The sequence below is a fragment of the Bradyrhizobium neotropicale genome (genome assembly GCF_001641695.1).
GTDB classification, from domain to species: domain Bacteria; phylum Pseudomonadota; class Alphaproteobacteria; order Rhizobiales; family Xanthobacteraceae; genus Bradyrhizobium; species Bradyrhizobium neotropicale.
This window is the reverse complement of record NZ_LSEF01000040.1, coordinates 75,692-99,313: the sequence shown is the minus strand read 5'-3', so window position 1 is coordinate 99,313 and position 23,622 is coordinate 75,692. Positions and strand designations below refer to the sequence as shown.

The following is a 23,622-nucleotide window of genomic DNA, read 5'->3' as shown; positions in this document are numbered from 1 at the left end:
CTAGTGGTTCATCACAGTGGTTTTGACTCTTTGGCGGCAACTGGATAGGCGCGACCGAGTTTGGCGCGGGCTTTGTCGGTTGTGAACATCCATTTGATGCGGTCTCGCGCCTTGTTTCGCTGCCGTTGCCATGCTGCGATTTCTTTTCGAAGCCTTTTGGGATCGTCGATGCGACGGCCGAGACACTGGCGCTGCAGCACGCTGATCTCGCACTCGACCATATTGAGCCAGCTGGCGTGTTTCGGGGTGTAGTGGAACTCGAGGCGGCGCAGGATGCGACGGGCCTCGGCAGGCGCAAATGCCTGATATAGCGCGCCGGCCGTATGAATCGACAGATTGTCCTGCACCACACGGATGCAGGCGGCATTGGGATAGTGGACGTCGACGAGTTCGCGCATGCAGTGCGCGTAGTCGACCGCGGCGCGGTGGTCTGTAACCTTGACATTGCGCCAGCCGCGATGCGGATCGAAGGTGACGAAGAGATTGACGGTACCGTTGCGGCGATATTCGTAATCGTAGCGCTCGCGCTGTCCCGGTTGGGCAGGGATCGGCTGGCGTACCTCGCCGATCAGCTGGACTGGGGTCTCGTCGAAGCAAACCAGGGGCCGCTCGGGATCCGGCGCCTCGGCGTAGAGATCGAGCACATCCTCCATCCGGGCGACGTATTCGCCGTCGACATGAGGAATGCACCACATATCCCGGCGCCACGGCTTGAGGTCGTTGTCGGCCAGCCGGCGGCGCACGGTCTCGCCCGACAGGCTGGCGTGATCGGTGAGCTTGACCATCGCGTCGGCCAGCAATGTCAGCGTCCAGCGTTTGCGGCCGGCGGGCGGCTTGGCGCATGCCGTCGCCACCAGCAGGGCCTCTTCCTTGCCTGTCAGCTTGCGTTCCGCGCCCGGACGCGGCTCCTCACTCAAGGCCCGCTCCAGATTGCCTTCTACGAAACGGCGTTTGGTCCGGCCGACGGTGGAAAGGCTGACCCGGACGGTTCGGGCAATCTCCGCGTCGCAGCTGCCTGAATCGGCCGCCAGCACAATCTGAGCCCGTTTGAGTTTGCGGGCGGAATGCGTGCCGCCGCCGAGCATTGCCGTCAGTTCGTCCCGCTCGGCTTGGCTCAATTCGACCCGATAACGTACATTCATGCTTCGCCTCCTTGTCGGAGGCCGGGACGAATCCAGCTATGAGTCAAAAATCAGGCGCGCACTTCACCGAGAAGCAGGGACACTATCTCGCTTTCATCCATACCTACTCGTACATGTTCGGACAGCCGCCCGCCGAGGCCGACATCCAGCGGCATTTCCGCGTCAGCCCGCCGTCAGTCCACCAGATGATCCTCACCCTCGAACGCAACGGGTTCATTCGTCGCCAGCCCGGCGTCGCTCGAAGCATCGAGATCCTCTTGCCACCCGAAAAGTTGCCTATCCTCGGATGGCTCGGTATCAAAACGTCAAAATCACTGTGATGAACCACTAGGGCGCTGATTGAAATGATTTCGTTGGATCCAATATTCGGCGTCTGGACTCAATGTTCTCGTTATGTTCTAGTGATGATGATCCTTGGAGGTGACTCATGGACATCGAGAAGCAGCGTGAAGTGATACGGCTCTGGAATCAGCTCAGGAAGGTCGAGGGCCCTGCGGCGGAAGAACTCCGCATCCAGATCCTCGAGGCCTTTGCGGAGCGGGGCAAGACGAAGCGAGCCGCTTGAGTAGCTCGACCGGGATATTGGGGGTTAGCGCAGATACCTGACCACCATCCGCGTCGTCTCATCAACGAGGGTCCTGACCACCTTGTCCGACAGCGTGTCGGTCTGGTTCAGGACCGCGTTGTGCGCGACCGCCTCGATCGCGCTGACGCAGACGAAGGCCGCTAGCTCCGGATCGATGTTGCGCAGCTTCTTGCCGCGGCTCTCGAGGTAGGCGCGGACGAGTGCGAGAATCTCGCGTTGAAGGCCTCGACATCCCTGAGCTGTCCCGTGCGCGGGATCTGCTCGGCAAGCACGCGATGCAGCTTCGGGTCGATGCGGTGCGCCTCGACCGCGACCGCAACGAGTTTGCGCACGGCCTTCTCGATCGGCAGCGCGATCGCCTCCGCGAGTGCCGCGCGGACGATCGCCATGATCTCCTGATTGTGACGATCGATCACGGCGGCGACGAGCGCCTCCTTGCTCGGAAAATACTGGTAGAGCGAGCCGACGCTGACGCCCGCCAGCTCGGCGATGCGGTTAGTGCTGGCCTTCGCGGACCAGAATGCGAGCGGTTGCCTCGACCAGCGCGTCGACGGTCGCGCGCGATCGGTCTTGCGAGGCATTCTTCGGGGGTTTTGTGAGCGGCTTGCGCGCCAGCGCGACCGGGCGAGGATATGGGCATGAGCGTGGCGAAGATTTTGTCGATGGAGCAGATGCGCGAAGGCGATGACTATTTTCTCGGGGACGCGCGATCTGCTCTATCCCGACGGCGTCGATCTCGCGGCAAGAGCGAGGGCGGCGGGCGTTTCGGCCGAGCTGTATCTTTTGCGCGACCAGCCGCATAATTTTGTGCTGATGCCGACGCGGGAAGGGCGACAGGCGCGCAAGATCATCCTGCGCATGGTGGCCTAGCGGCCGGCGCGATCGCGATCAGAACGGAGCGGTCTGTCGGGTGACGTGACGGCATCGACCGCCGCGCGGCGGCGAGATGGGGCCGTCTCCCCTTGAAGCCCCTTGGGGCGTTTCCTCCGACCCGGATTCTTGCGGGCCTAAGCTTATGCGTGGCCCTTGATCTCGTAGTGGCCGGGCACGCATTTGTAGCGCTCGATGCGCCAGTTGACGTGATAGATCGGATGCTCGTCCATCCATTTCGCAAGGCCTGCCTGTGCGCCGGTCGCGCACTGCATCATCGAAATCTCGGGCGTCATGTTGCTATCGGTCACGATTTCCTCGACGCAGCTGCCCGAGGCAGCCGCGCCAAGTCGGCAGAGTACTGCTACGACGGTCACAAACATGCATGTCACCTCTCGGGTTGTTTCAGGCCACGAGGAAGATGCAAGCGGAGTGCCACAGCCTGTGTCTGCGGTGACACGCCGGCCATGCGGACATGAGCCAGCTTCCAGTCCATTTGACGATTCGGATCGCAAAGGAATGCCTCTCAACCCGAAGCCGGACAAATACGGGGAGCCCACAGGAATGAGCGTTCGTGAGAGCTGCGTCGCGGGGACTGTGCTTCTTGCGGACAGCCGTCAGGCTCGATGCTGCGGATACCCGCCAAAAGAGTGGGCCGCCACGAATGATCAGGAAACGCGAGGGTCCCCGTGGAAGTAGGTCCGACCGGGACCTGATGGCTGTGACGGTTGAGACGGTGAGGGGACGCATTCCCGTGATCGCCGGCATCATCGCCGATGCCACGCACGATGCGATCCGCCGCGGCAAGCTGGTGCGCGACATGAATGTCGCCGCGCTTCAACAGTTCGCAGATCCCGTGATGATGGCACCCGACAAGCCGATCTACAGCGCCGTCGGTGCGTTGATGGATTCCTCCTGCACGCTCGGTGCTCATGGCTCGATCGCCGCGATCCACAAGCGGCTCTTGACGCTGTGGAACGCGATCATTGTCGACAATAGTCCGCCTGTCGAAATAACCGATGGTCCGATGCCGCGCCGATCCGCTTTTACCTGCGGATGCGGCGCTGCTACATTTTACGCGTGATCCGGCACGGCCCGTGCGGACGCAACAGGACGAAGAAACAAACCGATAAGGGAGGGGCAGACGTCCCATGAAGAATTTTGCAGGAAAGATCGCAGTCGTCACCGGGGGCGGAACGGGGATGGGGCGCGAGCTCGCGCGCCAGCTTGTGGCCGAGGGCTGCAACGTCGCGATGTGCGACGTCTCGGAGGCCGCGATGGCCGAGACCAGGCGGCTATGCGAGGCCGAGAAGCTGCCGCAGGGCCTGCGTGTCACGACGCATGTGGCCGACGTCTCGATCGAGGATCATCTGACGCGCTTTCGCGACGAGCTCGGCGAGCAGCAGATGACCGACAGGATCCATCTTCTGTTCAACAATGCCGGCATCGGCGGCGGCGGCAGCCTGTTCACCAACACGCGCGAACAGTGGGAGCGCACCTTCAACATCTGCTGGGGCGGCGTCTATCTGGGGGTGCGCACCTTCCTGCCCATGCTGGTCAAGGCTGACGAAGCCCATATCGTCAACACCGCCAGCGTCAACGGCTTCTGGGCCTCGATCGGCATGAACCAGGCGCACACCGCCTACAGCTCGGCGAAGTTCGCGGTGAAGGGATTTACCGAGGCGCTGATCAACGATCTTCGCCTGCATGCCCCGCACGTCAAATGCTCGGTGGTGATGCCCGGTCACGTCGGCACCTCGATCGTCTCCAATTCGCGCAAGGTGCAGAGCGCCGACGGCTCCGAGCGTCTCAACTCCGACGAGGTCGCGCTGACGCGCAAGCGCATGGTCGCGGCTGGCGTGCCAGATGCTGACAAAATGGCGGACGAGGACATCCAGGCGGCGTTCGCCGAACGTGCTCGCAGCTTCCTCGAGGACGCGCCGACGACCGCCGCGGAGGCAGCGCGAACCATTCTCGACGGGGTGAAGGCAGAGAGGTGGCGTATCCTGGTCGGCGAGGATGCGAAGCGTCTCGACGAACGCGTGCGCGCCACGCCCGAGCAAGCCTATGATCGCGCCTTCTACGAAAGTTTTACGCAGGAGGTGGGCTGGCGGCTGGGATGAGTCTGCGCGCCATATAGGAATGATGTTCATCATGGCAAGAGGCTCGCCCGTGAATATCTTTGCTGAATGTCGCGCGCGTGTGTCTTCGTATGAAGACGCGTGTGTCTTCGTATGAAGAAACGGAATGTCACGCATGCGACATCATCCGTGCGTTCAAGCGATGGTGATCTCAAACGAGCTTCTGTTGAACGGAGCCAGCTTGGTTGTTGAACTAGAATAGTTTAGTCAATCAATCGAAATACCAGCGATGAAGCGCTCCCGATGATACCCGCATGCCTCTCCGATGACTGGACCCTGTGGCCGGAGAGGGAGGACCTCTCCGCCGAATTCACGCGGCTGCTGACGGCAGCTCAGGAAGGCGGCGCCACGATCGCGGAATGCCTGCTGATCGCGCGGCGCTTGCGGCGGGGCGATGAATTATCCTGGCATCGCGAGTGGAAGAAGCTCGCGCGGGTCAATCGCCAGCGCGCCGAGGCGGCGTTCGCCGAAGGCCACAGGGCGAGCGCACAGCGTAACTGGCTGCGGGCGATCAACTACTACAGCGCCGCGGCCATGCCGCTCGATCCGGCCGACGATCGCCGCTGGGTCGCGGTGCTCGCGATGCAGGAATGCGCCCGAAGCTATCTCGCTGCGCGCGATCCGGCCGGCGAGGTCGTGACGCTGCCCTGGACGGACGGTCATTCATTACAGGGTTATTTCCTGCCGCCGCCCGCGGCGAAGGGGCCGACGCCGACCGTGATCTGCATCGGTGAGCCCGGTCATCGCAAAGAAGAGTTCCTGTACAAGCTTGCGCCGCATGCGCGCGAGCGTGGATTGTCTCTGCTTGCGATCGATCTCTTCGGTGAGCAGCGCGACGATTATCTGGACGAGCTGTTGCGCCGGCGCGACCTCGAGAGCTCGATCGCCAGCGCGATGGACTATCTGGCAACGCGGAGCGACGTCGATTTCGGCCGCGTCGCGATCGTCGCCGACGGTTGGGGCTCGTCCTTCGTGGCCCGTGCGGTGCTGCAGGAGCCGCGGCTCGCCGCAGCGGTGTGCGATGGCGGCCTGTGGGACCTTCATGAGCGCGCGTTCCTGGCGAGCCGTTTCGCGATGAGCGATGTGAGCATCGTCCCGGTGCCGCATTCGCCGCTGATGGCAAGCAGCCTCGATTGTCCGGTGCTGATTACAATAGGCGACGAGGGCTGGCTGAAGCCGGAGCGGGCGCGCCAGATCGTCCGGCAATCCCGTCCCGGCTCGCAGGACATCATGCTGAAGGTGTTTTCGTCGGAGGAGACCGGCGCGGCGCAGGCCCATGCCGACAATCCGACGCTGGCCAACGAGTACATCTTCGATTGGCTCGAATCACGGCTCGGGCTGGCCGGCCGGCACATCTAAGATGTCGGCTGCGGCGTCGTCAGAGGTCGTGAGAGATCCGGACGCAGGCCTTTTCCAGGCGCATCTTCAACGTCGCAAGCTTGGCGGTGAATTCGGTCAGCTCGTGCTCGTCGAACTCCTGAAAGACGAATTCGCGGATCGTCTTGTATTGCTCGTTCAGGCTGGCGATGTGCTTCTGGGTCTTCTCGACCAGCGAGAGCCGCACTACCCGGGCGTCGGTCGGTGACGGCCGGCGGCGCAAGAGGCCCTTCTTTTCCAGGAGTTTGGACTGGGTGGTGACGAACGACGGATCGACGTGGAGCAGTTTCGAGACCACGTTGACGGGTACGCCGTCGTCCTTGTCGAGGTCGGAGATGGCCATCAGGATCAGCCATTGCGGTCCGCTGATGCCGAGCGTCCTGGCCCAGAACTGTCGCAGCTCCTCGAGGTACATGTTGATCGACGATATCTCCCAGGTGAAGCGCCTGATGATATCCAGATTTCCGATGGAGCGCAGGCGCGCTCCCTCCTTCCTCGTCGCGGACACTGCCTCACTCCCGTGAACTGATTCTTCTGGTCGGTGTCATTGTCATCGACCGCATACTTCACGCAAGTCTGCCCTGACGCAAGTGCAGAGCAAAGTAATTGTGTCACGAAAATTACACAGGTGATCAGCTCAGCGGATTGACTCAAGGGGAAGTGTTGCCCTGGGAGCACAGAGGTAGTGAAACCACAAAGCTGATCTAATAAACTATTTTGATTAATGGAACGGCGCAGGCATATTCGACTTCGACGGTGGGGGGTACTCAATCGTCCCGTTGCAGGTGGTTCGCTCAAGTCCCTCGCGTTCAAGCGGGTGTGTCCGAAGGCGCGAAGCGGCCGAGCGGTTTTAGAGGCGGGGATCTGGGGGGCCTGACGGTCCTGTCTCCGCAAAAATGAGCAACTTGGAGGTTTAAATGAGAGTGGCGAAGAGCCTTTTGCTCGGCACTGCGGCGGGTCTGATCGCCGTCGGCGGAGCCCAGGCGGCCGATCTTCCGGTCAAGGCCAAGGCGGTCGAATACGTGAAGGTCTGCTCGCTGTACGGCGCGGGCTTCTACTACATCCCGGGCACCGACACCTGCGTGAAGCTGGGCGGCTATCTGCGTGCGGAAGTCGCGCTCAACGCGGGCGGCAACTACAACGGCCAGTACAGCAACGTGTTCGCGGCGAAGAACCGCCTGGTCAACTACTACTCGATGCGCGCTCGTGAAGATCTCAACATCGACACGCGCACGGCGACCGAGTACGGCGTGGTCCGCACCTATTTCGATGCGGTCTTCACTTGGACGACCGGCAACTATGTCGGCACCGGCAGCGCGACGGGCGCCACCCAGTACAGCGGCACGCTCGGTCTCAACGCCGCCAATAACGGCCTCGTGGGCTCGACCAGCGGCAACGTCAACGGCACCGACGGCAATCTCTCGGGCGGCGCGCTCGGCGTCTATTACGCGTTCATCCAGTTCGCCGGCTTCACGATGGGTAAGTCGGTGTCGCAGTTCGACGCGCCCTGGATCAACTATCCCGGCAACAACTTCGACCAGCTGGTCGGCGGCAGCGGCTCGACCAACGGCGTCAATCAGTTCACCTACACGGCCGATTTCGGTCAGGGTATCACGGCCGCGATCTCCGTGCAGGACCCGACCCAGGTCTACCAGACCGCGATCTGGAACACCGCCGGCATGTCGACCACGGGCGTCCTCGGCGGCGCTTACGGCACGAACAACCTGGCCGGCACCACATCGCCCGACATCGTCGGCATGGTTCGCGTCGACCAGGCCTGGGGTCTGTTCCAGGCCTCGGTCGCAGCGCACGACAACCACGCCGCCTACTATGGCGCGACCGAGGCGACGGGCCATCCGGAAGACAAGTGGGGCTGGGCCGTTCAGCTCGCTCTGTCGATCAAGAACATCCCGACCGGCGCAGGCGACGTGATCAACGTGTCGGGCGTCTACACCGAGGGCGCGAGCCGCTACAACTTCCAGGAGCTGGCGGCGACCAGCTACTCGATGTTCGGCAGCTCCAATGCCGCCTATCAGAGCATCGGCTTCGCCGGTGTGTCGGATGCGGTGTTCGGCCCGAACGGCAACCTCGAGCTGACCAAGACCTACGGCTTCCGCGGTGCCTACACCCACAACTGGGATCCGTACTGGAACACAGCGCTGTACGGTGCCTGGGCTGCGGTCAGCTACAGCGGCACGGCGAAGGGCCTGATCTGCGGCAGTGCCGCGTTCGCCACCCTGACAGGCACCTGCAACCCGGACTTCAACATCGGCCAGGTGGGTGTCATCACCCGCTGGACGCCGGTGAAGGGGCTGACCTTCTCGGCTGACTTCACCTACAGCCATCTCGACCAGAAGTACTCGGGCTTCATCACGACGACCGCTCTGACGTCGGTCGCCAAGCCCGCGGCTACCTACGAGCTGAAGGACCAGGACACCTACAGCCTGCTGCTGCGCGCCCAGCGCAATTGGTAAGTCCTGACATTCGGATCTGACGCGAGCCCCGGCGGGAAACCGCCGGGGCTTTTTCCAGGGGGGGGACGTTCGGAAAATCCGGCAGCGTCTCTACGCAAGCGACGAAGACGAGCTATGCGATTCGATCGTCTTCAAACTTATTTACTTACCTGAGTTACTAAGCTATATAGCTCTTAGCCGATTACGAAAGTCACGGCTCTTGGCTTCATGCTAAGCCTCCAGAAACCTCCGGCAATGCCCTGCCGGAGGTTTTTAAGTTTTGGCAGATCGCGGTTCGCCTCAGCCGCGCATCAAGCGCGCGCGTGAATTCGGCCGGTAGGCGAGGCGGCTGTGACCGGCGCAATAGGGCTGGCCATCGGGCGACGCATTGCCACAGAAGCAGAAATCGTCCGCGCCCGGCGTCGAGATCGGCCAGCGGCAGCGGTTCTCGCCGAGCTCCATCAGCGAGCAGCGATTGGCTTCGTCGATTGCCTCCAGGATCACGGGCGGTTCGGCCTCGCCGTAGATCGTGGCGAGCATCTGATATTGCAGTCGCGGCACTGCCTTCGGTGCGCGTGCCGGCGCGAAGCTCCTGTCCTGGAGCTTGCGCTCGTCGCTGGTCCTGCCGCGCGTGAGATTGAGCCGGGAGAGCTTGCCGATCACGGCATTGCGGCTGACGCCGATGTCGGCGGCGATCTCGCGGCAGGAGAGGCCGGCTTCGAAATGTTGTCTCAGGAGTGCAATTCGTTCGTCGGTCCAGGTCGGTGAAAGAGCAGGCATCGGTGACGGTCCCAGGTTGCAGATGATCGCCGGCCGCCGTCCAAGATCCGTCAGCTTCCCTCGCTCCTGCGCCTCACGTCCTGCCATTGTCGCGAATCGAGAGCAGCCCGTCCTTGATGGCGAGACGGATGCCTTCCTCGATCAATGTACGTGCGACGCCGGGAACGCTGGTGCCGTGGGTGCCCTGTCTCACCAGTTTTTCGAGATACGTGATGGTCGAGAGCGCCAAGGTAACTGGAATGCGGTCAGTCTCGGCTTTTTCGGTGGCCATGGCCCGAACGCTAGCCTCTTACTCGGGTACATAAAAGTAACGATTAAGACTCTATTTAGGTTTGAGCCTGGGAGTCAAATCCGGACCACAGCAGAGCCAGAGGCCGTTGGAATCGCTTGGAAAAATCCTCACGCGCCAGCCGCGCCGCGCGGAGGCTCCGGGCGGCGGACAAGCTGGACAAGGGGAAAGAGGCGGTGCGGGCCTAGCCGTGCACGACCGATTTGGCGATCATGCAATGGATGCCCTTGGAGCCATTGACCGTCTGCGTCACGCGCAAATCGGCGGCCAGGCTGCACAGCGTGTAGGCGTCTGCGCGCGACAGGTTTCGCTTCTCGCCGAGCAGCGCGATCATGTCGCGCAGCGCCCGCACCACGCACTGGTCGAGGTCCGGGTCCATCGCCATGGTCATGTAGTGCGACGGCGTCTCCGCGCGCGGATAGTCGAGCTTCATGTCCTTGCGCAGCGTGAGGCGGAAGCGGCCTTGCAGCGCGGTCTCGATTGCGGTGACGCAGACCTCGCCGTCGCCCTGCACGCCATGGCCGTCGCCACAGGAGAACAGCGCGCCCGGCACGAACACCGGCAGATAGAGCTTCGCGCCCGGGACCAGCTCCTTGTTGTCGAGATTGCCGCCCATCGCGCGCGGAATGAGCGAGGAAATGCGGCCCCAGGCCGGCGGCGGCGCCACGCCCATCACGCCGAAGAACGGCTTTAGCGGCAAATCGAGGCCCCAGGGCAGGCGACCAACCATGCGCGTCCGATCCAGCGGGATGTTGAGGATGCGCGTCTCGTGGAAATCGTCGGGCAGGGTGCCGGACAGCGGCTTGATCAGATTCCAGCCCCAATCCTGCCGGAGCTGAATGTCGAGGATATCGACTTCGAGCACGTCGCCGGGCTCGGCGCCGCCGACCGCGATCGGGCCGGTGAGGATGTGGCCGGGCAACATGCGTTCGCATTTCGCATGCACGTCGAGCATCTCGGGCGGGACGTGAAAGCGGTCGCGGTCAGGCATCACGTCGGGCCCGCCGCTGATGGTGTCGACCGTGACTTCATCGCCGCTTTGGATCGTCAGCGCCGGCCTGAGTTTCGCCTCGAAGAAGCCCCAGTGGCAGGTTTCGGCGCTCGAATGCAGGTGGTGATGGGTCATTGGCCACGTCCCGGTTTCATCAGAACTCGTCACTGCCGGGCTTGACCCGGCAATCGATCCTCTTTCAAGAAGATTTCTGAAGATGGATGGGCCGGTCAAGCCCGCACGTGACCTCATCGATCATTCCAGCGAGGCTCCCCCTGTTTTTCGTCCTGTCCAAGACGCTCGGCGTGGCATTGTTGCCGATCAATTTCATCGTCGAGCTCGGAATTCTGTCGCTCATTCTGCTGTCGACGCGCTATGCGGCGCTCGGCCGCAAGCTCGCGGCTACCGCACTGGTTCTGCTGGCGCTCGCTGCTTTCTCGCCGCTCGGCAATCTCCTGCTTTATCCGCTGGAGTCGCGTTTTCCACCGTGGGATCCGTCGCGGGGCGCGCCCGACGGGATCATCATCCTCGGCGGCTCGGTCGATCCGGATTTGTCGGCAACGCATGGTACGCCGATCGTGCGCCACGCCGCCGATCGCATATTGGCACCGGCCGAGCTGGCGCGGCGCTACCCGAACGCCCGCATCGTCTTCACCGGGGGCAACTCCGACCTGATCTCGGGCGACGCCAAGGAGGCCGACTGGTCCGGCATCGCCCTCGAGAATATCGGCATCCCCAAGGAGCGCCTGATCCTGGAGCGAAACTCGCGCAATACCTATGAGAATGCGCTGCTCACGAAGCAGCTCGTTGCTCCGAAGCCCGGCGAGCGCTGGCTCCTCGTCACCTCGGCTTTCCACATGCCGCGTTCGGTCGGACTGTTCCGCAAGGTTGGATTTGATGTCGAGGCCTATCCGGTGGACTGGCGGATGGGAGGACGCGAAGATCTCTTCAGCTTCAGCAATTCGGGCCGCGACGGATTGAGCCGCACCGATGTTGCCATGCGCGAATGGATCGGGCTCGTCGCTTACCGCCTGATGGGCCGGACCGCCGATTTGCTTCCGGGCCCGACCAGGGATTAGAAACGAGGACGAAATGACAATCACCGGCGCAGCAAGCGCCGGTCCGGAGGACGCCATGCAGCAAGCGAGTGCAGAGACGATCGATCTTGCCGGCCTCGTTGCCGATCTCAACAGCCTGTTGCGGCTGAAGACGACGGTGATCGGCATGAAGCTGTTCGCACGCGCCGCCGACATGGAGGCGATCCCGAAAATCCGGCGGCCGAGTTCGATCCACACCACCGACCAGATCGTCAGCATGGCGGCGCGGCTGGGATGGACCGTCGGCATCACCGCGGACGATCTCGTCGGCGCGCAGTGCCGCGCGGTGATCGGCCTTGCGCCGCAGGACGAGAAATGGCTCGCCGGTGAGAATTATGTCGGCGTCTGGCACGGCACGGCGGAGGATGCGCGCAAGCGTCAGGAGGCGCTCGATGTGGTGCCGTTCGGCCAGTACCAGGCGCTCGCGGTCAGCCCGCTCGCGAGCGGCCGGCTCGATCCGCCCGACATCTGCCTCGTCTACGCGACGCCGGGGCAGATGATCATCCTGATCAACGGGCTGCAATATACCGGCTACAGAAAATTCGAATGGGGTGTGGTCGGTGAGACCGCGTGCGCGGATTCCTGGGGGCGGGCGCTCAAGACCGGAGAGCCTAGCCTGTCCTTGCCATGCTATGCCGAACGGCGCTATGGCGGCGTGCCGGACGAGGAGATGCTGATGGCACTGAAGCCGGAGCATCTCGCCAAGGCGATTGAGGGCATGAAGGCGCTGGCCAGGAACGGCCTGCGCTATCCGATCCCGCCCTATGGTATTCAAAGCGACGTCCGTGCCGGCATGGGCGTGAGTTACGGAAAGAAGTAAGGGTCGCACATGAGCTCTGCGAAATTCGACATCGTCGTCTACGGCGCGACCGGTTTCACCGGCCAGCTCGTCGCCGAATATCTGGCGGCGCACTACAAGGGCGACAAGGCACTCAAATGGGCGATGGCCGGGCGCAGCCTCGACAAGCTCAAATCGGTGCGCGACGCAATCGGCGCGCCCGCGGATACGCCGCTGATCGTGGCGGATGCGTCTGACGCCGCATCGCTGAAGGCGATGGTTGAGCAGACGATGTCGGTGATCACGACCGTCGGACCGTATCAGCTCTACGGTGAAGAGTTGCTCGCAGCCTGTGTTGCCACCGGCACGGATTATTTCGACCTCTGCGGCGAGCCGGTCTGGATGCGACAGATGATCGACAAGTATGATGCGGCGGCCAAAGAGAGCGGCGCGCGCATCGTGTTTTCCTGCGGCTTCGATTCCGTGCCATTCGAGCTCGGTGCGTTCTTCGTGCAGGAAGAGGCCAGGCGCGTGTTCGGTGCGCCCGCCTCGCGCGTGAAGGGACGTGTGCGCGACATGCGCGGCACGCTGTCCGGCGGCACTGCGGCGAGCGCGAAGGCGACCTTCGATGCAGTGGCGAAAGACATCAGCCTCGTCGCGATCCTGAACGATCCGTTCGCGCTCACGCCCGGCTTTTCCGGTCCGAAGCAGCCCAAGGGCAACAGGTCTATCCTTGAGGAGGACCTGCAGTCCTGGGCCGCACCCTTCATGATGGCGCTGATCAACACGCGCAACGTCCATCGCTCCAACATGCTGATGGGCTTTCCCTACGGCAAGGAGTTCGTCTACGACGAGATGGTCCTGACCGGTCCCGGCGAGAAGGGCGAGGCGAACGCGAAGCGCGTGATGGCTGCGAACGCCGAGAAGACCGGCCCGAGCGCACCGAAGCCGGGTGAGGGCCCGTCGAAAGAGGAGCGGGAAAACGGCCGCTTCGATCTGCTCTACGTCGCGATTGCGCCCGATGGCCGGCAGATTCGCGCCGGCGTTACCGGCGACCGCGATCCCGGCTACGGCTCGACCTCGAAGATGATCTCCGAATGCGCGATCTGCTTGCTGCGCGATGCGACGGATGTGCCGGCCGGTTTCTGGACGCCGGGCGCGGCCATGCAGCACAAGCTGATCAAGCGTCTTCAAGAACATGCCGGGTTGACGTTTGCGGTAGAGGCGTAAGGTCCGCGGTCTTGCAGGAAACGTGATCCGTGTCGTCGAAGTTCGACATCGTCGTCTATGGCGCAACCGGATACACCGGCCAGCTCGTCGCCGAATACCTCGCTGCGCAATACATGGGCGACGGCGCGCCGACATGGGCGATGGCTGGGCGCAGCAGAGACAAGCTCGCTTCCGTTCGCGACGCCATTGGCGCACCCGGCGATACGCCGCTGATCCTTGCCGATGCCGCCGACCCCGCGTCGTTGCGGGCGATGATCGATCAAGCCAAGCTCGTAATCACCACTGTCGGTCCATACCAGCTTTATGGCTCCGATCTGCTCGCCGCCTGCGTCGCATCGGGCACCGACTATATGGATCTCTGCGGCGAGCCGATCTGGCTGAAGCAGATGATCGACCGGCACGAGGCGGCAGCCAAGGTGAGCGGCGCGCGCATCATCTTCTCCTGTGGCTTCGATTCCATCCCGTTCGAGCTCGGCGCGTTCTTCGTGCAGGAGGAAGCAAGGCGCGTGTTCGGAGCGCCAGTGCCCCGCGTCAAGGGGCGCGTCCGCGACCTCAGTTGGAAGTTCTCCGGTGGCACTTCGGCCAGCGCAAGGCTCACCTTCGAAGCGGTTGCGCAGGATCTCAGCCTGGTGTCGATCCTCAAGGACCCCTTTGCTTTCACGCCCGGATTCGAGGGGCCCAAGCAGCCGCGCGGCAACAAGCCTGTTTTCGAGGAAGACCTGCAATCCTGGTCCGCCCCGTTCGCGATGGCGACGCTGAACACTCGCAATGTCCATCGCTCCAACATGCTGATGGGATTCCCCTATGGCCGGGATTTCGTCTACGACGAGATGGTGCTGACGGGAGCGGGGGACGAAGGGCAGGCCAACGCGAAGCTCGTCATGGCTGCCAACAGCGAGAAGACTGGCCCCGAGGCGCTCAAGCCGGGCGAGGGGCCGTCGAAGGAAGAGCGCGACGCCGGTCACTACGACCTGCTCTATGTCGCGATTGCGCCCGACGGCCGACAGGTTCGCGCGGCGATCAAGGGAGATCTCGACCCGGGCTACGCATCAACGGCGAAGATCATCTCCGAATGCGCGATCTGCCTGTTGCGCGATGCGACGGATGTCCCGGCCGGCTTCTGGACGCCCGGTGCGGCCATGCAGCACAAGCTGATCAAGCGCCTGGTCGATTACGCCGGGCTGACGTTTGTGGTGGAGAAGTAGCCGCAAATTGTAGGGTGGGCAAAGCGACCTGTCCGCCGTAGCTCGGAGAGCGAAGGCGGAAGCGTGCCCACCATTCGCAAGCGAGATTGCGGAGAGATGGTGGGCACGGCGCTTTCGCGCCTTTGCCCACCCTACGGCTACGGCAGCTCGCAACTACGCCGCCCGCGCGTCGTACGCGTACATGAACTCCATGCTCTTCGATCCCAGTGGCAGCAGCCACTTCATCATCTGATTGCGGATGAACGCGCCGGTGGCGCTGAATTCGCGCTTGCTGTTGCCGTTGCGGCGGGCGATCGCGACGATCTTCTCGGCGCGCGGGCGACGCTCGGCCTCGAAATTCTGGAAGGTGACGCCGAGCTCCTGGCCGTCCTGCATCAGCCGCGCCAGCCGCATCGCGTCCTCGAGCGCGAGCGAGGCGCCCTGGCCGGCATGCGGGCTCGTCGCATGCGCGGCGTCGCCGATCAGCAGGGACCGCTTGCGCGACCAGGTCGGCAGCGTCGCGACATCGAGCGTATCCGTCACGACGATGTTCTCGGCCGCCTCGAGGATGGCCGGAATGGGATCGTGCCAGCCCCGGTGGAAGTCGCGCAGGTGCTGCTTGATCGTTGCCTGATCCTGCGCGCGGAACGCGGCGGCATCGATGCCGTGCGCGGGCTGCGTGCTCCACCACATCGCGCCGTCATTAGGGTCTGGGCTGCAAAAGCCGTAGCCGAAGAAGCCGCTCTGACCGAACGTGGTCATCACACGCTGGCCGATCGCGGTGCCGTCGAGAACCGCCCGCGGCACGAAGCCGCCGAAGCCGATCAGGCCGGTGTCGAAGGGGGCCGGCCCGTCCGGGATCACCTGACGGCGCACCATCGAGTGCACGCCATCCGCGCCGATCAGGAAGTCGCCCTCGGCGGTGGAGCCGTCGGCGAAATAGGCGATGATGGGCTGATCGCCGCGGTCCTCGATCTTGGTCAGCCGCTTCTCGAAATAGAGCGACACGCAGGAGCACCAGGCCTTGTCGACCAGCATCTCGTTCAGCGTGGCGCGGCAGACATTGACCGCGGGCTGGCCGAAGCGCCGCTCCATGTCGCGGTTGAGCGAACCGAGCCTCTGGCCGCTCTGCGAGCAGAAGTCGAAGGATTCCGCGACCGAGCCGCGGCTGATCAGCTCGCCAGCAAGGCCGATCTCGTCCATCACCTGCATGCCGTTCGGAGCGATCTGCAATCCACCGCCGATGCCCTTGGAATAGGGCCAGGCCTCGTAAATCGCGGACTCGATGCCGGCACGGCGCAGCAGGACGGCGGCGACAGGCCCGGCGATGCCGGCGCCGATGATCAGGGCCTTGCGGGGACGGTTGGACATGGCTTGCTCCAGACGTTTCCGTGGTGCTAGGAGAAATTACGGTCGCTAAATCTCTTAGTGACTAAGATATATATCGAGTAAGAGAAGAGGTCGGCCTTGTCAAGGACGAAGGCGCGCGCGGCGTTGTTAGGGGAACTGGAAGAGGCGATGCGGCGGTCGTCGGCGCAGGGCGTGCTGTATGGCCAGACCGTTGCCAACGTTGCCGGAATTGCCAATTCCGACCTCGAATGCATGGATATCCTGCATCTCGAAGGGCGCGTGACCGCCGGGCGGCTGGCCGAGGTCACCGGGCTCACGACTGGCGCGATCACCGGCGTGGTGGACCGGCTCGAGAAAGCGGGTCTCGTGCGCCGCGAGCGGGATGAGACTGACCGGCGCAAGGTCTTCATCACCGTCGTGCCGGAGGCGGCGATGAAGATCGGGCAACTTTACGTGCCGATGCAGCAGGCGATGGAAAAGGTCTGGAGCGCCTATTCCGACGAGGAACTGCGCCTGCTGCTGCGCTTCGCCAATGACGGGTACAAGGGCGTGCTCGCGGCCACGTCAGCGTTGAAGAGCCTTCTCGATACGCCGCCGGAGAAGCGTCCCGATCTCAAGCTGAAGAAGCTTCGTCGCCAGCCCTGATCTTGTAGACCTGGGCCGCCGCGATCATGCCCCACATGGCACCGAGCATCATCCAGAAGTGACGCCAGTGGTCGGTGTCGATCACGAAGCTTTCGCCGACGGTGCCGACGAAGGCGGAGAAGATCGCCAGATATGCCCGCTGCCAGGGCACGCGAACGAAGATGTGGCGGAAGCCCATGATCACGGTGGTGAAAACCAGCGCCGGATAGCAGATGCCGGAGAGCCAGCCGCCCGACATGAAGGCATTCAGATAGGAATTGTGGGTGTCTTCGGGGAAGTAGCGGTGGAATTGCAGCGGGCCGATGCCGAACGGCAGGTCGAGCGCCATCTCGGCGCCGAGGATGTGCCGGCCGAACCGGCCGAAACGGCCTTCGTCGTAGCTCTGGTCGAAGCTCGCGCGCTGCTTGAACATGTCCGCGATGGAGTCGAACGACAATAGGATCGCGATCAGGGCGAGGCCGAGCACCGCGGCGACGATGGCCATGATGATGATGCGCGAGCGTTGCGCGTTGCTCCGGCTGGTCAGTACCATCAGCACCAGCATGAAGGCGGCGGTCAGGATCAGGCCGCCCCAGGCGGCGCGGGAGAAGGCGAGCAGGATGGCCAGCGCCATGATGCCGAACGCGAGGACGTTGCGGAACGCCTTGGCCAGGCGATCTGAGACCGCGCTTTGCAGCGAGAACAGCGCCGGCAGGATCAGGAAAGCGCCGAGCACGTTGGGGTCCTTGAAGGTGCCGCGCGCGCGTTCATAGAGCGTCAGGAGGTCGTGCCCGCCGGGAACTAGGTTGAAATAGCCGGCGATGGCGGAGAGCGAGGCGACCATCGCGCCAACCACGAGGCCGCGGCGGAGCATGTCGAGCCTTGCCGCCGTGTCCTCGGAGGTGACCATGGCGAAGAACACCACGGTGACCGCCATGTACCAGGACGTCGCGATCCAGCTGACGACCTCGGACTGCTCGAACAGGGGGATCGCGCTGATGGTGTAGCCGACATTGAGCGCGACCAGCAGCAGCACCAGCGGCATGAGCGCGAGCCTCAGGCGCAGGCCGGTGGCGAAGAAGATGACGGTGGCGAGCAGCGTCGCGATCTCGTAGGGGCTCGGCTCGATGAAGACGATGGCGCCGGAGGCACCCACCAGCCACACCAGCGCGCGCTGGAGGACGAGCACACCGGGTGCAGCCGGCGCGACTGGGTTCACTCCACCGGCTGTCGCCGCATACGCCATCACACGCTCACACGTTACGCAACTCACTCACGCTGTCATCGCCCGGCTTGACCGGGCGATCCTGTACTCCGCGGCGCATGTTGCAGGAGTTGGCTGGCGCTGCGCGTTACTGGATACCTCGCCCAGTGCGCAAGTGCGCACAAGGCGGGGCATGACGGAAACTCAATACGCGTTCTCGCTCTTGGTCAGCAGCGAGATCGGCGTTTGCAGGAAAATGTAGAGGTCGAACAGCACCGACCAGTTCTCGATGTAATAGAGGTCGAACTCGACGCGCTTCTGGATCTTCTCTTCATTGTCGATCTCGCCGCGCCAGCCGTTGATCTGGGCCCAGCCGGTGATGCCGGGCTTGACGCGGTGACGCGCGAAATAGCCGTCGACGGCTTCGTCGAACAACCGGCTCTGGAGCTTGCCCTGCACCGCGTGCGGACGCGGACCGACCAGGGAGAGATTGCCGGAGAAGAGCACGTTGAAGAGCTGCGGCAGCTCGTCGAGGCTGGTCTTGCGGATGAAGCGGCCGACGCGGGTGACGCGCGGATCGTTCTTGGTCACGACCTTCGAGGCGGTCGGGTCGGCCTGGTGGTGATACATCGAGCGGAACTTATAGACGTCGATGCGCTCGTTGTTGAAACCAAAACGCTTCTGGCGGAACAGCACCGGGCCGGGGCTGTCGAGCTTGATTGCGATTGCAACCAGCGCCATTACCGGCAGCGCCGCGAGCAACGCGAGGCTGCCGACGATGAGGTCGAACAGCCATTTCATCACCAGATCCCAGTCGGTGATCGGCGCCTCGAATACGTCGAGCGTCGGCACCTCGCCGAGATAGGAATAGGAGCGGGGACGGAAGCGCAGCTTGTTGGTGTGCGCGGATAGGCGGATGTCGACCGGCAGCACCCAGAGCTTCTTCAGCATTTCCAGGATGCGCGTCTCGGCCGAGATCGGCAGCGCGAACAGCACGAGGTCGATACGGGTGCGGCGGGCGAACTCAACGATGTCGTCGACTTTACCAAGCTTGCGCGCGCCCGCGCAGGTGTCGAGCGCGCGGCTGTCATTGCGGTCGTCGAACACGCCGAGCACGTGGATGTCGGAATCCTCCTGCGCGTTCAACGCCTCGACCAGTTCCTCGCCATTGCGGTCGGAGCCGACGATGATGGTGCGGCGGTCGAGCCGGCCCTCGCGCGCCCAGCGGCGCACCAGCGTACGCAGCACCAGGCGCTCGGCGATCAGCGCGGCAAGGCCGAGGAAGAAGAAGGCGGCAAGCCACAGCCGCGACATCTCGCTGCCGAGCTTGGCGAAGAACGAGGCGCCGATGAACAGCAGGAAGACGAACGACCAGGACGAGATCATCCGCGTCATCTGCCGAAGCTGTCCACGGAAGAGCTGGACCTGGTAGATGTCGGCGGACTGGAAGCAGATCACGGTGGCGACGGCAACGCCGACGATCGCTGCGACATATTCCCAGCGGAAGCCCGAGAGCGGCATGACATAGCCGACATAGAGCGCGATGCCGACGAGGCTCAGCAGCGCGAAATCGACCACGCGAACGAAGCCGGCGATCACGATCGGTGAATAGGCGCGGGCGACCTTCTGGTTCACGATCTCGAGCGCGGCCGGCGAAAGGCGGCGACGGCGTTCGACGAACGGCTTTTCAGCCGGTTTCGCCGCAGCGCTGGTCGCGGCATCGAGCATCGAGCGTGCGTTGAGCGGTTCCACGGGTGTCTACGTCCATTCCAAAAACCCGCGGCGCGACCTAGCACCCGGGCGAGCATCCCCCGGCTCTTCGCTTATCGGACAAATCGGAAGATTCTCTAAAGCCGCCCTTAAGAATGGTTAATGATTGGTAAATGCGTCGCGGTAGCCCGCGAGCACGCCATCGACCATCGCCTGCTGGGAGAATTGCGCCGAGATCCGCTCGCGCAGCGACACCGCACGCTGCGCGGTCGCCTCGGAATCTGCGAGTGCGGCCGCGATCGCTTCCGCCATGGCGTCCGCGTTGCTGGGCGTAAACAGGGCTGGGCTGTCGGCGCCGAAGATCTCGGGAATGCCGCCGACCCGCGCCGCGATCATGGGAATGCCGGCCGCGCCCGCCTCGATCACGACATAGGGCATGGAATCGCCGCGCGAGGGAACGACGAGCAGCCGCCCTCTGGAAAAGCCATAGCGGGCCTTGACGTGGCCGGCGAAGCGGATCGCGCCGGTCAGGCCGAGTTTCTCCACCTGCGCTTTCAGCGCCGCCGTCTCCTCGCCGTCGCCGCCGAGCGTGAGCGTGACCTTTTTGCCGTTGGCATGCAGGCGCGCGACCGCATCGACCAGGAGGTCAGCGCCCTTGATGTGCCTGAACTCGCCGACATAGGCGAGGTCGGTGGCATCATCGGCGGTAACGACTGGCTCGAATTCCTCGGGCGTGACGCCGTTGAACACGCAGTGGACCACGCCCTTCGGCGTGCCAACGATGCGCTGATAGGTATCGCGGGCAAATGCGCTCTCGAACAGGCACAGGTCAGTCGAATCCATCAGCGCGCGCTCGAGCCGCGCGTAAAACTCTCCCTTTAAGGTGTTGAGGGGATAGTGCAGCGAACCGCCATGCGGCGTGTAGATGCGGATGATGTCGTCCGAGCGCCGCCGCATGCGGACGAAGGCGCCGGCCTTGGCGCCGTGGCCATGCATGACATCCGGCTTGAGCTTGGCGGCAAGGCGCCGCATGCGCAGCCACACCAGAAAATCTTCCGGCGACGGCTCGCGGCGGATCGCCAGCCGGTGCACGCCGAGCTTCAGCCGTGGCGCAAGCTCGGAGAGCGCCTTCTCGGCGCGCTCGCCGCCGGTGAGGCTGTCGGCAAGGATCCCGACATGATGACCGCGATCGACCTGTCCGTTGGCGAGGTCGAGGATGTGGCGGAAGATTCCGCCGACGGGGGCGCGCACGGCGTGCAGGATACGAAGCGGCTGGTTGGAAGAGGGGGGCATGTTCAGAACCAGCGCTCGAAGGCAAACAGTCCACTGAAATACATGCTGGATTAAGGGGCCTCGTGGTTAACAAAAGGTGTTGTCGTGGCGTGCGCCACGCGCAGCAGTGCGCGATTAACCCAGCGGCAACCTTAATGGAGTGTAATCGCGCCGGTTGAGGTAGAGTCGCGGCGTTGCCCTGCGGGAGTGTGAGATGCGTTTGGCGTTCTGGCGTGCCGGCAAGGACAAGGCGGTGATCGAGCGGGCTGTCTCCAAGCCCAAAATCAAGCCCGAGCCCAACGCCAAAGCTGAAGCCCTGCCTGCACCCGCCGCGCTGAAGCAGGCGCAAGTCGAATCCGGTGACATCGATCTGCACGCGCTCGGCGGCGCACTCGCCCGCAAGCGCGGTTGGATCATCGTGCCGACGGTGCTGGCGCTCGTTGCCTCGGTGGCCGCAGTCAACCTGGTGACGTCGCGCTACAAGTCGGAGGCGCGCATCCTGATCGATGGCCGCGAGAATGTTTTCTTGCGTCCGAACAGCGACCGCGCCGAGGAGCGGCAGGCGCTGGACGCCGAAGCCGTCACCAGCCAGGTGCAACTCGTGCTGTCGCGCGATCTCGCGCGCGAGATCATCAAGAAGAACAAGCTCGCGGAGCGGCCCGAATTCGATCCGGTGCTGCAGGGCATCTCGCCGCTGAAATCGCTTGCTGCGCTGGTCGGCATCGGCCGCGATCCGTTCTCGATGACGCCCGAAGAGCGCGTGCTGGACGCCTATTACGAACGCCTCCAGGCCTACGCGGTCGACAAGTCCCGCGTGATCGTGGTCGAATTCCAATCGGCCGATCCGGAGCTCGCCGCGCGCGTCGCCAATTCGATCGCCGAAGGCTACCTCGTGCTGCAGCAGAATGCGCGCCAGGACCAGGCGCGCAATGCGAGCCAGTGGCTCGCGGGCGAGATCGAGAGCTTGCGCAAGAAGGTTTCCGACGCCGAGGTCAAGGTAGAGGACTTCCGCTCGAAGTCGAGCCTGTTCGTCGGCACCAACAATACGACGCTGTCAAACCAGCAGATGGGCGAAGTCAACACCCAGCTCAACAATGCCCGCGCGCTGAAGGCCGATGCCGAGGCCAAGGCGCGCCTGATCCGCGAGATGCTCCAGAGCGGCAAGCCGATCGAGGCATCCGAAGTGCTCAACTCCGAACTCATGCGGCGGCTGTCCGAGCAGCGCGTGACCCTGCGCGCCCAGCTTGCCGAGCAATCCTCGACGCTGCTTGGTAACCATCCGCGCATCAAGGAATTGAAGGCACAGCTCGGCGATCTCGATACTCAGATTCGCGACGAGGCCGGCAAGATCTCGCGCTCGCTGGAGAATGACGCGCGTATCGCTGGCGGCCGGGTCGACAGCCTCACCGCAAGCCTCGAGCAGCTCAAGAAGCAGGCGACCTCGACCAACGGCCAGGACGTCCAGCTCCGCGCGCTCGATCGCGAGGCCAAGGCGCAGCGCGACCTGCTCGAGACCTATCTCGCCAAGTACCGCGAGGCCAACACCCGCGAGACCATCGACACTGCGCCGGCGGAGGGCCGCATCATCTCGCGCGGCATCGTGTCGAACACGCCGGCCTATCCGAAGAAGCTGCCGATCGTTCTGATCGCGACGCTGGCAACGCTGCTGCTCTCTTCCGGCATCGTCGTCACCGGCGAGCTGCTGCGCCAGACCGCGCCGCGCGCCATCGCCGCGCTCACTCCATCGGCGCCGGCGCCGGAGCCGGTGCGCCATGAGCCGGTCATCGATCCCGTATTGGCTGACGATTCCATAGTGGCGGACGATTTCGTGGTTGTTGAGCCCTCGCCGCTGCAGCCGGAAATGATCCCCGAAGCGGACGTCACCGAATTTGCCGAGATCGAGCAACTGGCCGAGCGCCTGCGTGCCGCGGGCGCGGCGGCGAAGAAGGTCACGGTGCTCGGTACCGCCGCGGGCGAGGCCATCACGCTGTCGACGTTGACGCTTGCCCGGCACCTGGCGCGCGACGCCCGCGTCGTCGTAGTCGATCTTGCTGCATCCTCGCCGACGATTGCCGCCGTGTCCGTCGATGCCTCGGCGCCCGGCCTTGCCGAGCTGATGCAGGGCGAAGCATCGTTTGCGCAGATCATCACCAAGGACAAGCTGTCCCGGCTGCACCTCGTCATGGCCGGCCGTCCCGGCTTCGACCGCAGCCTGCTGCAGTCGCCGCGGGTGACGCTCGCGATCGATGCGCTGCTCCGGGTCTACGATCACGTGCTGCTCGACGCGGGCAGCGCCTCGGACCTGCCGGCGGAACTCTTGACGACCAATGCGCGCGCCGTCGTGGTGCCAGACGCATCGATGGCCGCGGACGCGCGCACGCTGATGTGCGAGCAGCTCAGGGCGGTGGGGTTCAGCGAAGTGACGATGCTGAGCAAGCCCGTGCAGCCGTCGGATGCGCCGGAAGCGGCGCCGCGCGTCGTGGCGGCATAGGCATTCTTACGCCGAAATGCCGCCAGCATTGCCGCGAAGCGTCGCCGAAGCTG

General features: G+C 63.9%; 25 protein-coding genes. 13 read left to right on the top strand and 12 right to left on the bottom strand.

Features of this window, described 5'->3' with window-relative positions; all coding sequences use genetic code 11:
* Positions 1-11: 11 nt before the first annotated feature.
* The gene (locus AXW67_RS12630) at positions 12-1,142 is read right to left on the bottom strand and encodes an IS630 family transposase (protein WP_063675747.1); all 1,131 of its coding nucleotides are present in this window, start codon (positions 1,140-1,142) and stop codon (positions 12-14) included.
* A gap of 38 nt (positions 1,143-1,180) precedes the next feature.
* Here AXW67_RS12630 and AXW67_RS12625 point away from each other — a divergent pair, with 38 nt between their 5' ends.
* Both AXW67_RS12625 and AXW67_RS43140 read left to right on the top strand, forming a co-directional pair.
* Positions 1,181-1,462 carry a LexA family protein gene (locus AXW67_RS12625; protein WP_063675745.1) on the top strand — a complete coding sequence of 94 codons (282 nt, stop codon included), beginning with the start codon at positions 1,181-1,183 and terminating at the stop codon, positions 1,460-1,462.
* Positions 1,463-1,569: 107 nt separating this feature from the next.
* Complete coding sequence (locus tag AXW67_RS43140; protein ID WP_198024661.1) at positions 1,570-1,707, top strand: hypothetical protein; 138 nt, start codon at positions 1,570-1,572, stop codon at positions 1,705-1,707.
* A 24-nt stretch (positions 1,708-1,731) separates the two neighbouring features.
* Here the strand turns inward: AXW67_RS43140 and AXW67_RS45020 are convergent, their stop codons facing one another.
* Entirely contained in the window at positions 1,732-1,938 is a 207-nt protein-coding gene (locus AXW67_RS45020) for a hypothetical protein (RefSeq protein WP_430648711.1), read from the bottom strand.
* On the bottom strand, positions 1,869-2,309 hold the full coding sequence (locus AXW67_RS12620) for a TetR/AcrR family transcriptional regulator (RefSeq protein ID WP_245315529.1): 441 nt from the start codon (positions 2,307-2,309) through the stop codon (positions 1,869-1,871). Before AXW67_RS12620 ends, AXW67_RS45020 begins: the two co-directional genes overlap by 70 nt.
* A 103-nt stretch (positions 2,310-2,412) precedes the next feature.
* Here AXW67_RS12620 and AXW67_RS40425 point away from each other — a divergent pair, with 103 nt between their 5' ends.
* Positions 2,413-2,598, top strand: a complete 186-nt coding sequence (locus tag AXW67_RS40425; RefSeq protein ID WP_245315528.1) for an alpha/beta hydrolase — start codon at positions 2,413-2,415, stop codon at positions 2,596-2,598.
* A gap of 143 nt (positions 2,599-2,741) precedes the next feature.
* On the opposite strand, the gene AXW67_RS12615 is transcribed toward AXW67_RS40425, so the two are convergent.
* Entirely contained in the window at positions 2,742-2,981 is a 240-nt protein-coding gene (locus AXW67_RS12615; RefSeq protein WP_063678143.1) for a hypothetical protein, read from the bottom strand.
* Between the two features lie 332 nt (positions 2,982-3,313).
* Here AXW67_RS12615 and AXW67_RS12610 point away from each other — a divergent pair, with 332 nt between their 5' ends.
* The 3 genes from AXW67_RS12610 (at position 3,314) to AXW67_RS12600 (ending at position 6,098) form a co-directional block, all read left to right on the top strand.
* Positions 3,314-3,682 carry a hypothetical protein gene (locus tag AXW67_RS12610; RefSeq protein WP_063678142.1) on the top strand — a complete coding sequence of 123 codons (369 nt, stop codon included), beginning with the start codon at positions 3,314-3,316 and terminating at the stop codon, positions 3,680-3,682.
* A gap of 67 nt (positions 3,683-3,749) precedes the next feature.
* Positions 3,750-4,721 carry an SDR family NAD(P)-dependent oxidoreductase gene (locus AXW67_RS12605; protein ID WP_063678141.1) on the top strand — a complete coding sequence of 324 codons (972 nt, stop codon included), beginning with the start codon at positions 3,750-3,752 and terminating at the stop codon, positions 4,719-4,721.
* A gap of 261 nt (positions 4,722-4,982) precedes the next feature.
* A complete protein-coding gene (locus AXW67_RS12600; RefSeq protein WP_027550539.1) occupies positions 4,983-6,098 on the top strand; it encodes an alpha/beta hydrolase family protein in 1,116 nt (371 codons plus the stop codon).
* Between the two features lie 19 nt (positions 6,099-6,117).
* On the opposite strand, the gene AXW67_RS12595 is transcribed toward AXW67_RS12600, so the two are convergent.
* Complete coding sequence (locus AXW67_RS12595) at positions 6,118-6,624, bottom strand: MarR family winged helix-turn-helix transcriptional regulator (protein ID WP_063678140.1); 507 nt, start codon at positions 6,622-6,624, stop codon at positions 6,118-6,120.
* A 409-nt stretch (positions 6,625-7,033) separates the two neighbouring features.
* On the opposite strand from AXW67_RS12595, the gene AXW67_RS12590 reads away from it, so the two are divergent.
* Entirely contained in the window at positions 7,034-8,590 is a 1,557-nt protein-coding gene (locus AXW67_RS12590; protein WP_063678139.1) for a porin, read from the top strand.
* Positions 8,591-8,869: 279 nt separating this feature from the next.
* Here the strand turns inward: AXW67_RS12590 and AXW67_RS12585 are convergent, their stop codons facing one another.
* The 3 genes from AXW67_RS12585 to AXW67_RS12575 form a co-directional block, all read right to left on the bottom strand.
* Complete coding sequence (locus tag AXW67_RS12585) at positions 8,870-9,349, bottom strand: GcrA family cell cycle regulator (protein ID WP_027550542.1); 480 nt, start codon at positions 9,347-9,349, stop codon at positions 8,870-8,872.
* Positions 9,350-9,422: 73 nt separating this feature from the next.
* The gene (locus AXW67_RS12580; protein WP_007603456.1) at positions 9,423-9,620 is read right to left on the bottom strand and encodes a hypothetical protein; all 198 of its coding nucleotides are present in this window, start codon (positions 9,618-9,620) and stop codon (positions 9,423-9,425) included.
* A gap of 202 nt (positions 9,621-9,822) precedes the next feature.
* Positions 9,823-10,764: an acetamidase/formamidase family protein gene (locus AXW67_RS12575; RefSeq protein WP_027550543.1), complete on the bottom strand. Its 942-nt coding sequence runs from the start codon at positions 10,762-10,764 to the stop codon at positions 9,823-9,825.
* A gap of 176 nt (positions 10,765-10,940) precedes the next feature.
* On the opposite strand from AXW67_RS12575, the gene AXW67_RS12570 reads away from it, so the two are divergent.
* Genes AXW67_RS12570 through AXW67_RS12555 form a run of 4 tightly spaced genes read left to right on the top strand, consistent with a single transcriptional unit; the run spans position 10,941 to position 14,939 of the window.
* Complete coding sequence (locus tag AXW67_RS12570; RefSeq protein WP_082907870.1) at positions 10,941-11,708, top strand: YdcF family protein; 768 nt, start codon at positions 10,941-10,943, stop codon at positions 11,706-11,708.
* Positions 11,709-11,763: 55 nt separating this feature from the next.
* A complete protein-coding gene (locus AXW67_RS12565; RefSeq protein WP_063678147.1) occupies positions 11,764-12,546 on the top strand; it encodes a DUF169 domain-containing protein in 783 nt (260 codons plus the stop codon).
* Positions 12,547-12,555: 9 nt separating this feature from the next.
* Positions 12,556-13,734: a saccharopine dehydrogenase family protein gene (locus tag AXW67_RS12560; RefSeq protein WP_063678138.1), complete on the top strand. Its 1,179-nt coding sequence runs from the start codon at positions 12,556-12,558 to the stop codon at positions 13,732-13,734.
* A 29-nt stretch (positions 13,735-13,763) separates the two neighbouring features.
* The gene (locus AXW67_RS12555; protein WP_063678137.1) at positions 13,764-14,939 is read left to right on the top strand and encodes a saccharopine dehydrogenase family protein; all 1,176 of its coding nucleotides are present in this window, start codon (positions 13,764-13,766) and stop codon (positions 14,937-14,939) included.
* A 153-nt stretch (positions 14,940-15,092) separates the two neighbouring features.
* Here AXW67_RS12555 and AXW67_RS12550 read toward each other — a convergent pair whose 3' ends face one another.
* Positions 15,093-16,289, bottom strand: coding sequence for an FAD-dependent monooxygenase (locus AXW67_RS12550; RefSeq protein WP_063678136.1), 1,197 nt, complete (start codon positions 16,287-16,289; stop codon positions 15,093-15,095).
* A gap of 147 nt (positions 16,290-16,436) precedes the next feature.
* Between AXW67_RS12550 and AXW67_RS12545 the strand changes: the two genes are divergently transcribed.
* On the top strand, positions 16,437-16,913 hold the full coding sequence (locus AXW67_RS12545; protein ID WP_063678135.1) for a MarR family transcriptional regulator: 477 nt from the start codon (positions 16,437-16,439) through the stop codon (positions 16,911-16,913).
* Here AXW67_RS12545 and AXW67_RS12540 read toward each other — a convergent pair.
* The 3 genes from AXW67_RS12540 to AXW67_RS12530 all read right to left on the bottom strand — a co-directional run bounded on the left by AXW67_RS12540 (position 16,882) and on the right by AXW67_RS12530 (position 21,099).
* A complete protein-coding gene (locus tag AXW67_RS12540; RefSeq protein ID WP_063678134.1) occupies positions 16,882-18,138 on the bottom strand; it encodes an O-antigen ligase family protein in 1,257 nt (418 codons plus the stop codon). The two genes, AXW67_RS12545 and AXW67_RS12540, sit on opposite strands and share 32 nt — an antisense overlap.
* Positions 18,139-18,300: 162 nt before the next feature.
* The gene (locus AXW67_RS12535; protein ID WP_063678133.1) at positions 18,301-19,848 is read right to left on the bottom strand and encodes an undecaprenyl-phosphate glucose phosphotransferase; all 1,548 of its coding nucleotides are present in this window, start codon (positions 19,846-19,848) and stop codon (positions 18,301-18,303) included.
* A 117-nt stretch (positions 19,849-19,965) separates the two neighbouring features.
* Positions 19,966-21,099: a glycosyltransferase family 4 protein gene (locus AXW67_RS12530; RefSeq protein ID WP_063678132.1), complete on the bottom strand. Its 1,134-nt coding sequence runs from the start codon at positions 21,097-21,099 to the stop codon at positions 19,966-19,968.
* 193 nt (positions 21,100-21,292) lie between these two features.
* Here AXW67_RS12530 and AXW67_RS12525 point away from each other — a divergent pair, with 193 nt between their 5' ends.
* Positions 21,293-23,569, top strand: coding sequence for a GumC family protein (locus AXW67_RS12525; RefSeq protein ID WP_063678131.1), 2,277 nt, complete (start codon positions 21,293-21,295; stop codon positions 23,567-23,569).
* Positions 23,570-23,622 lie beyond the last annotated feature (53 nt).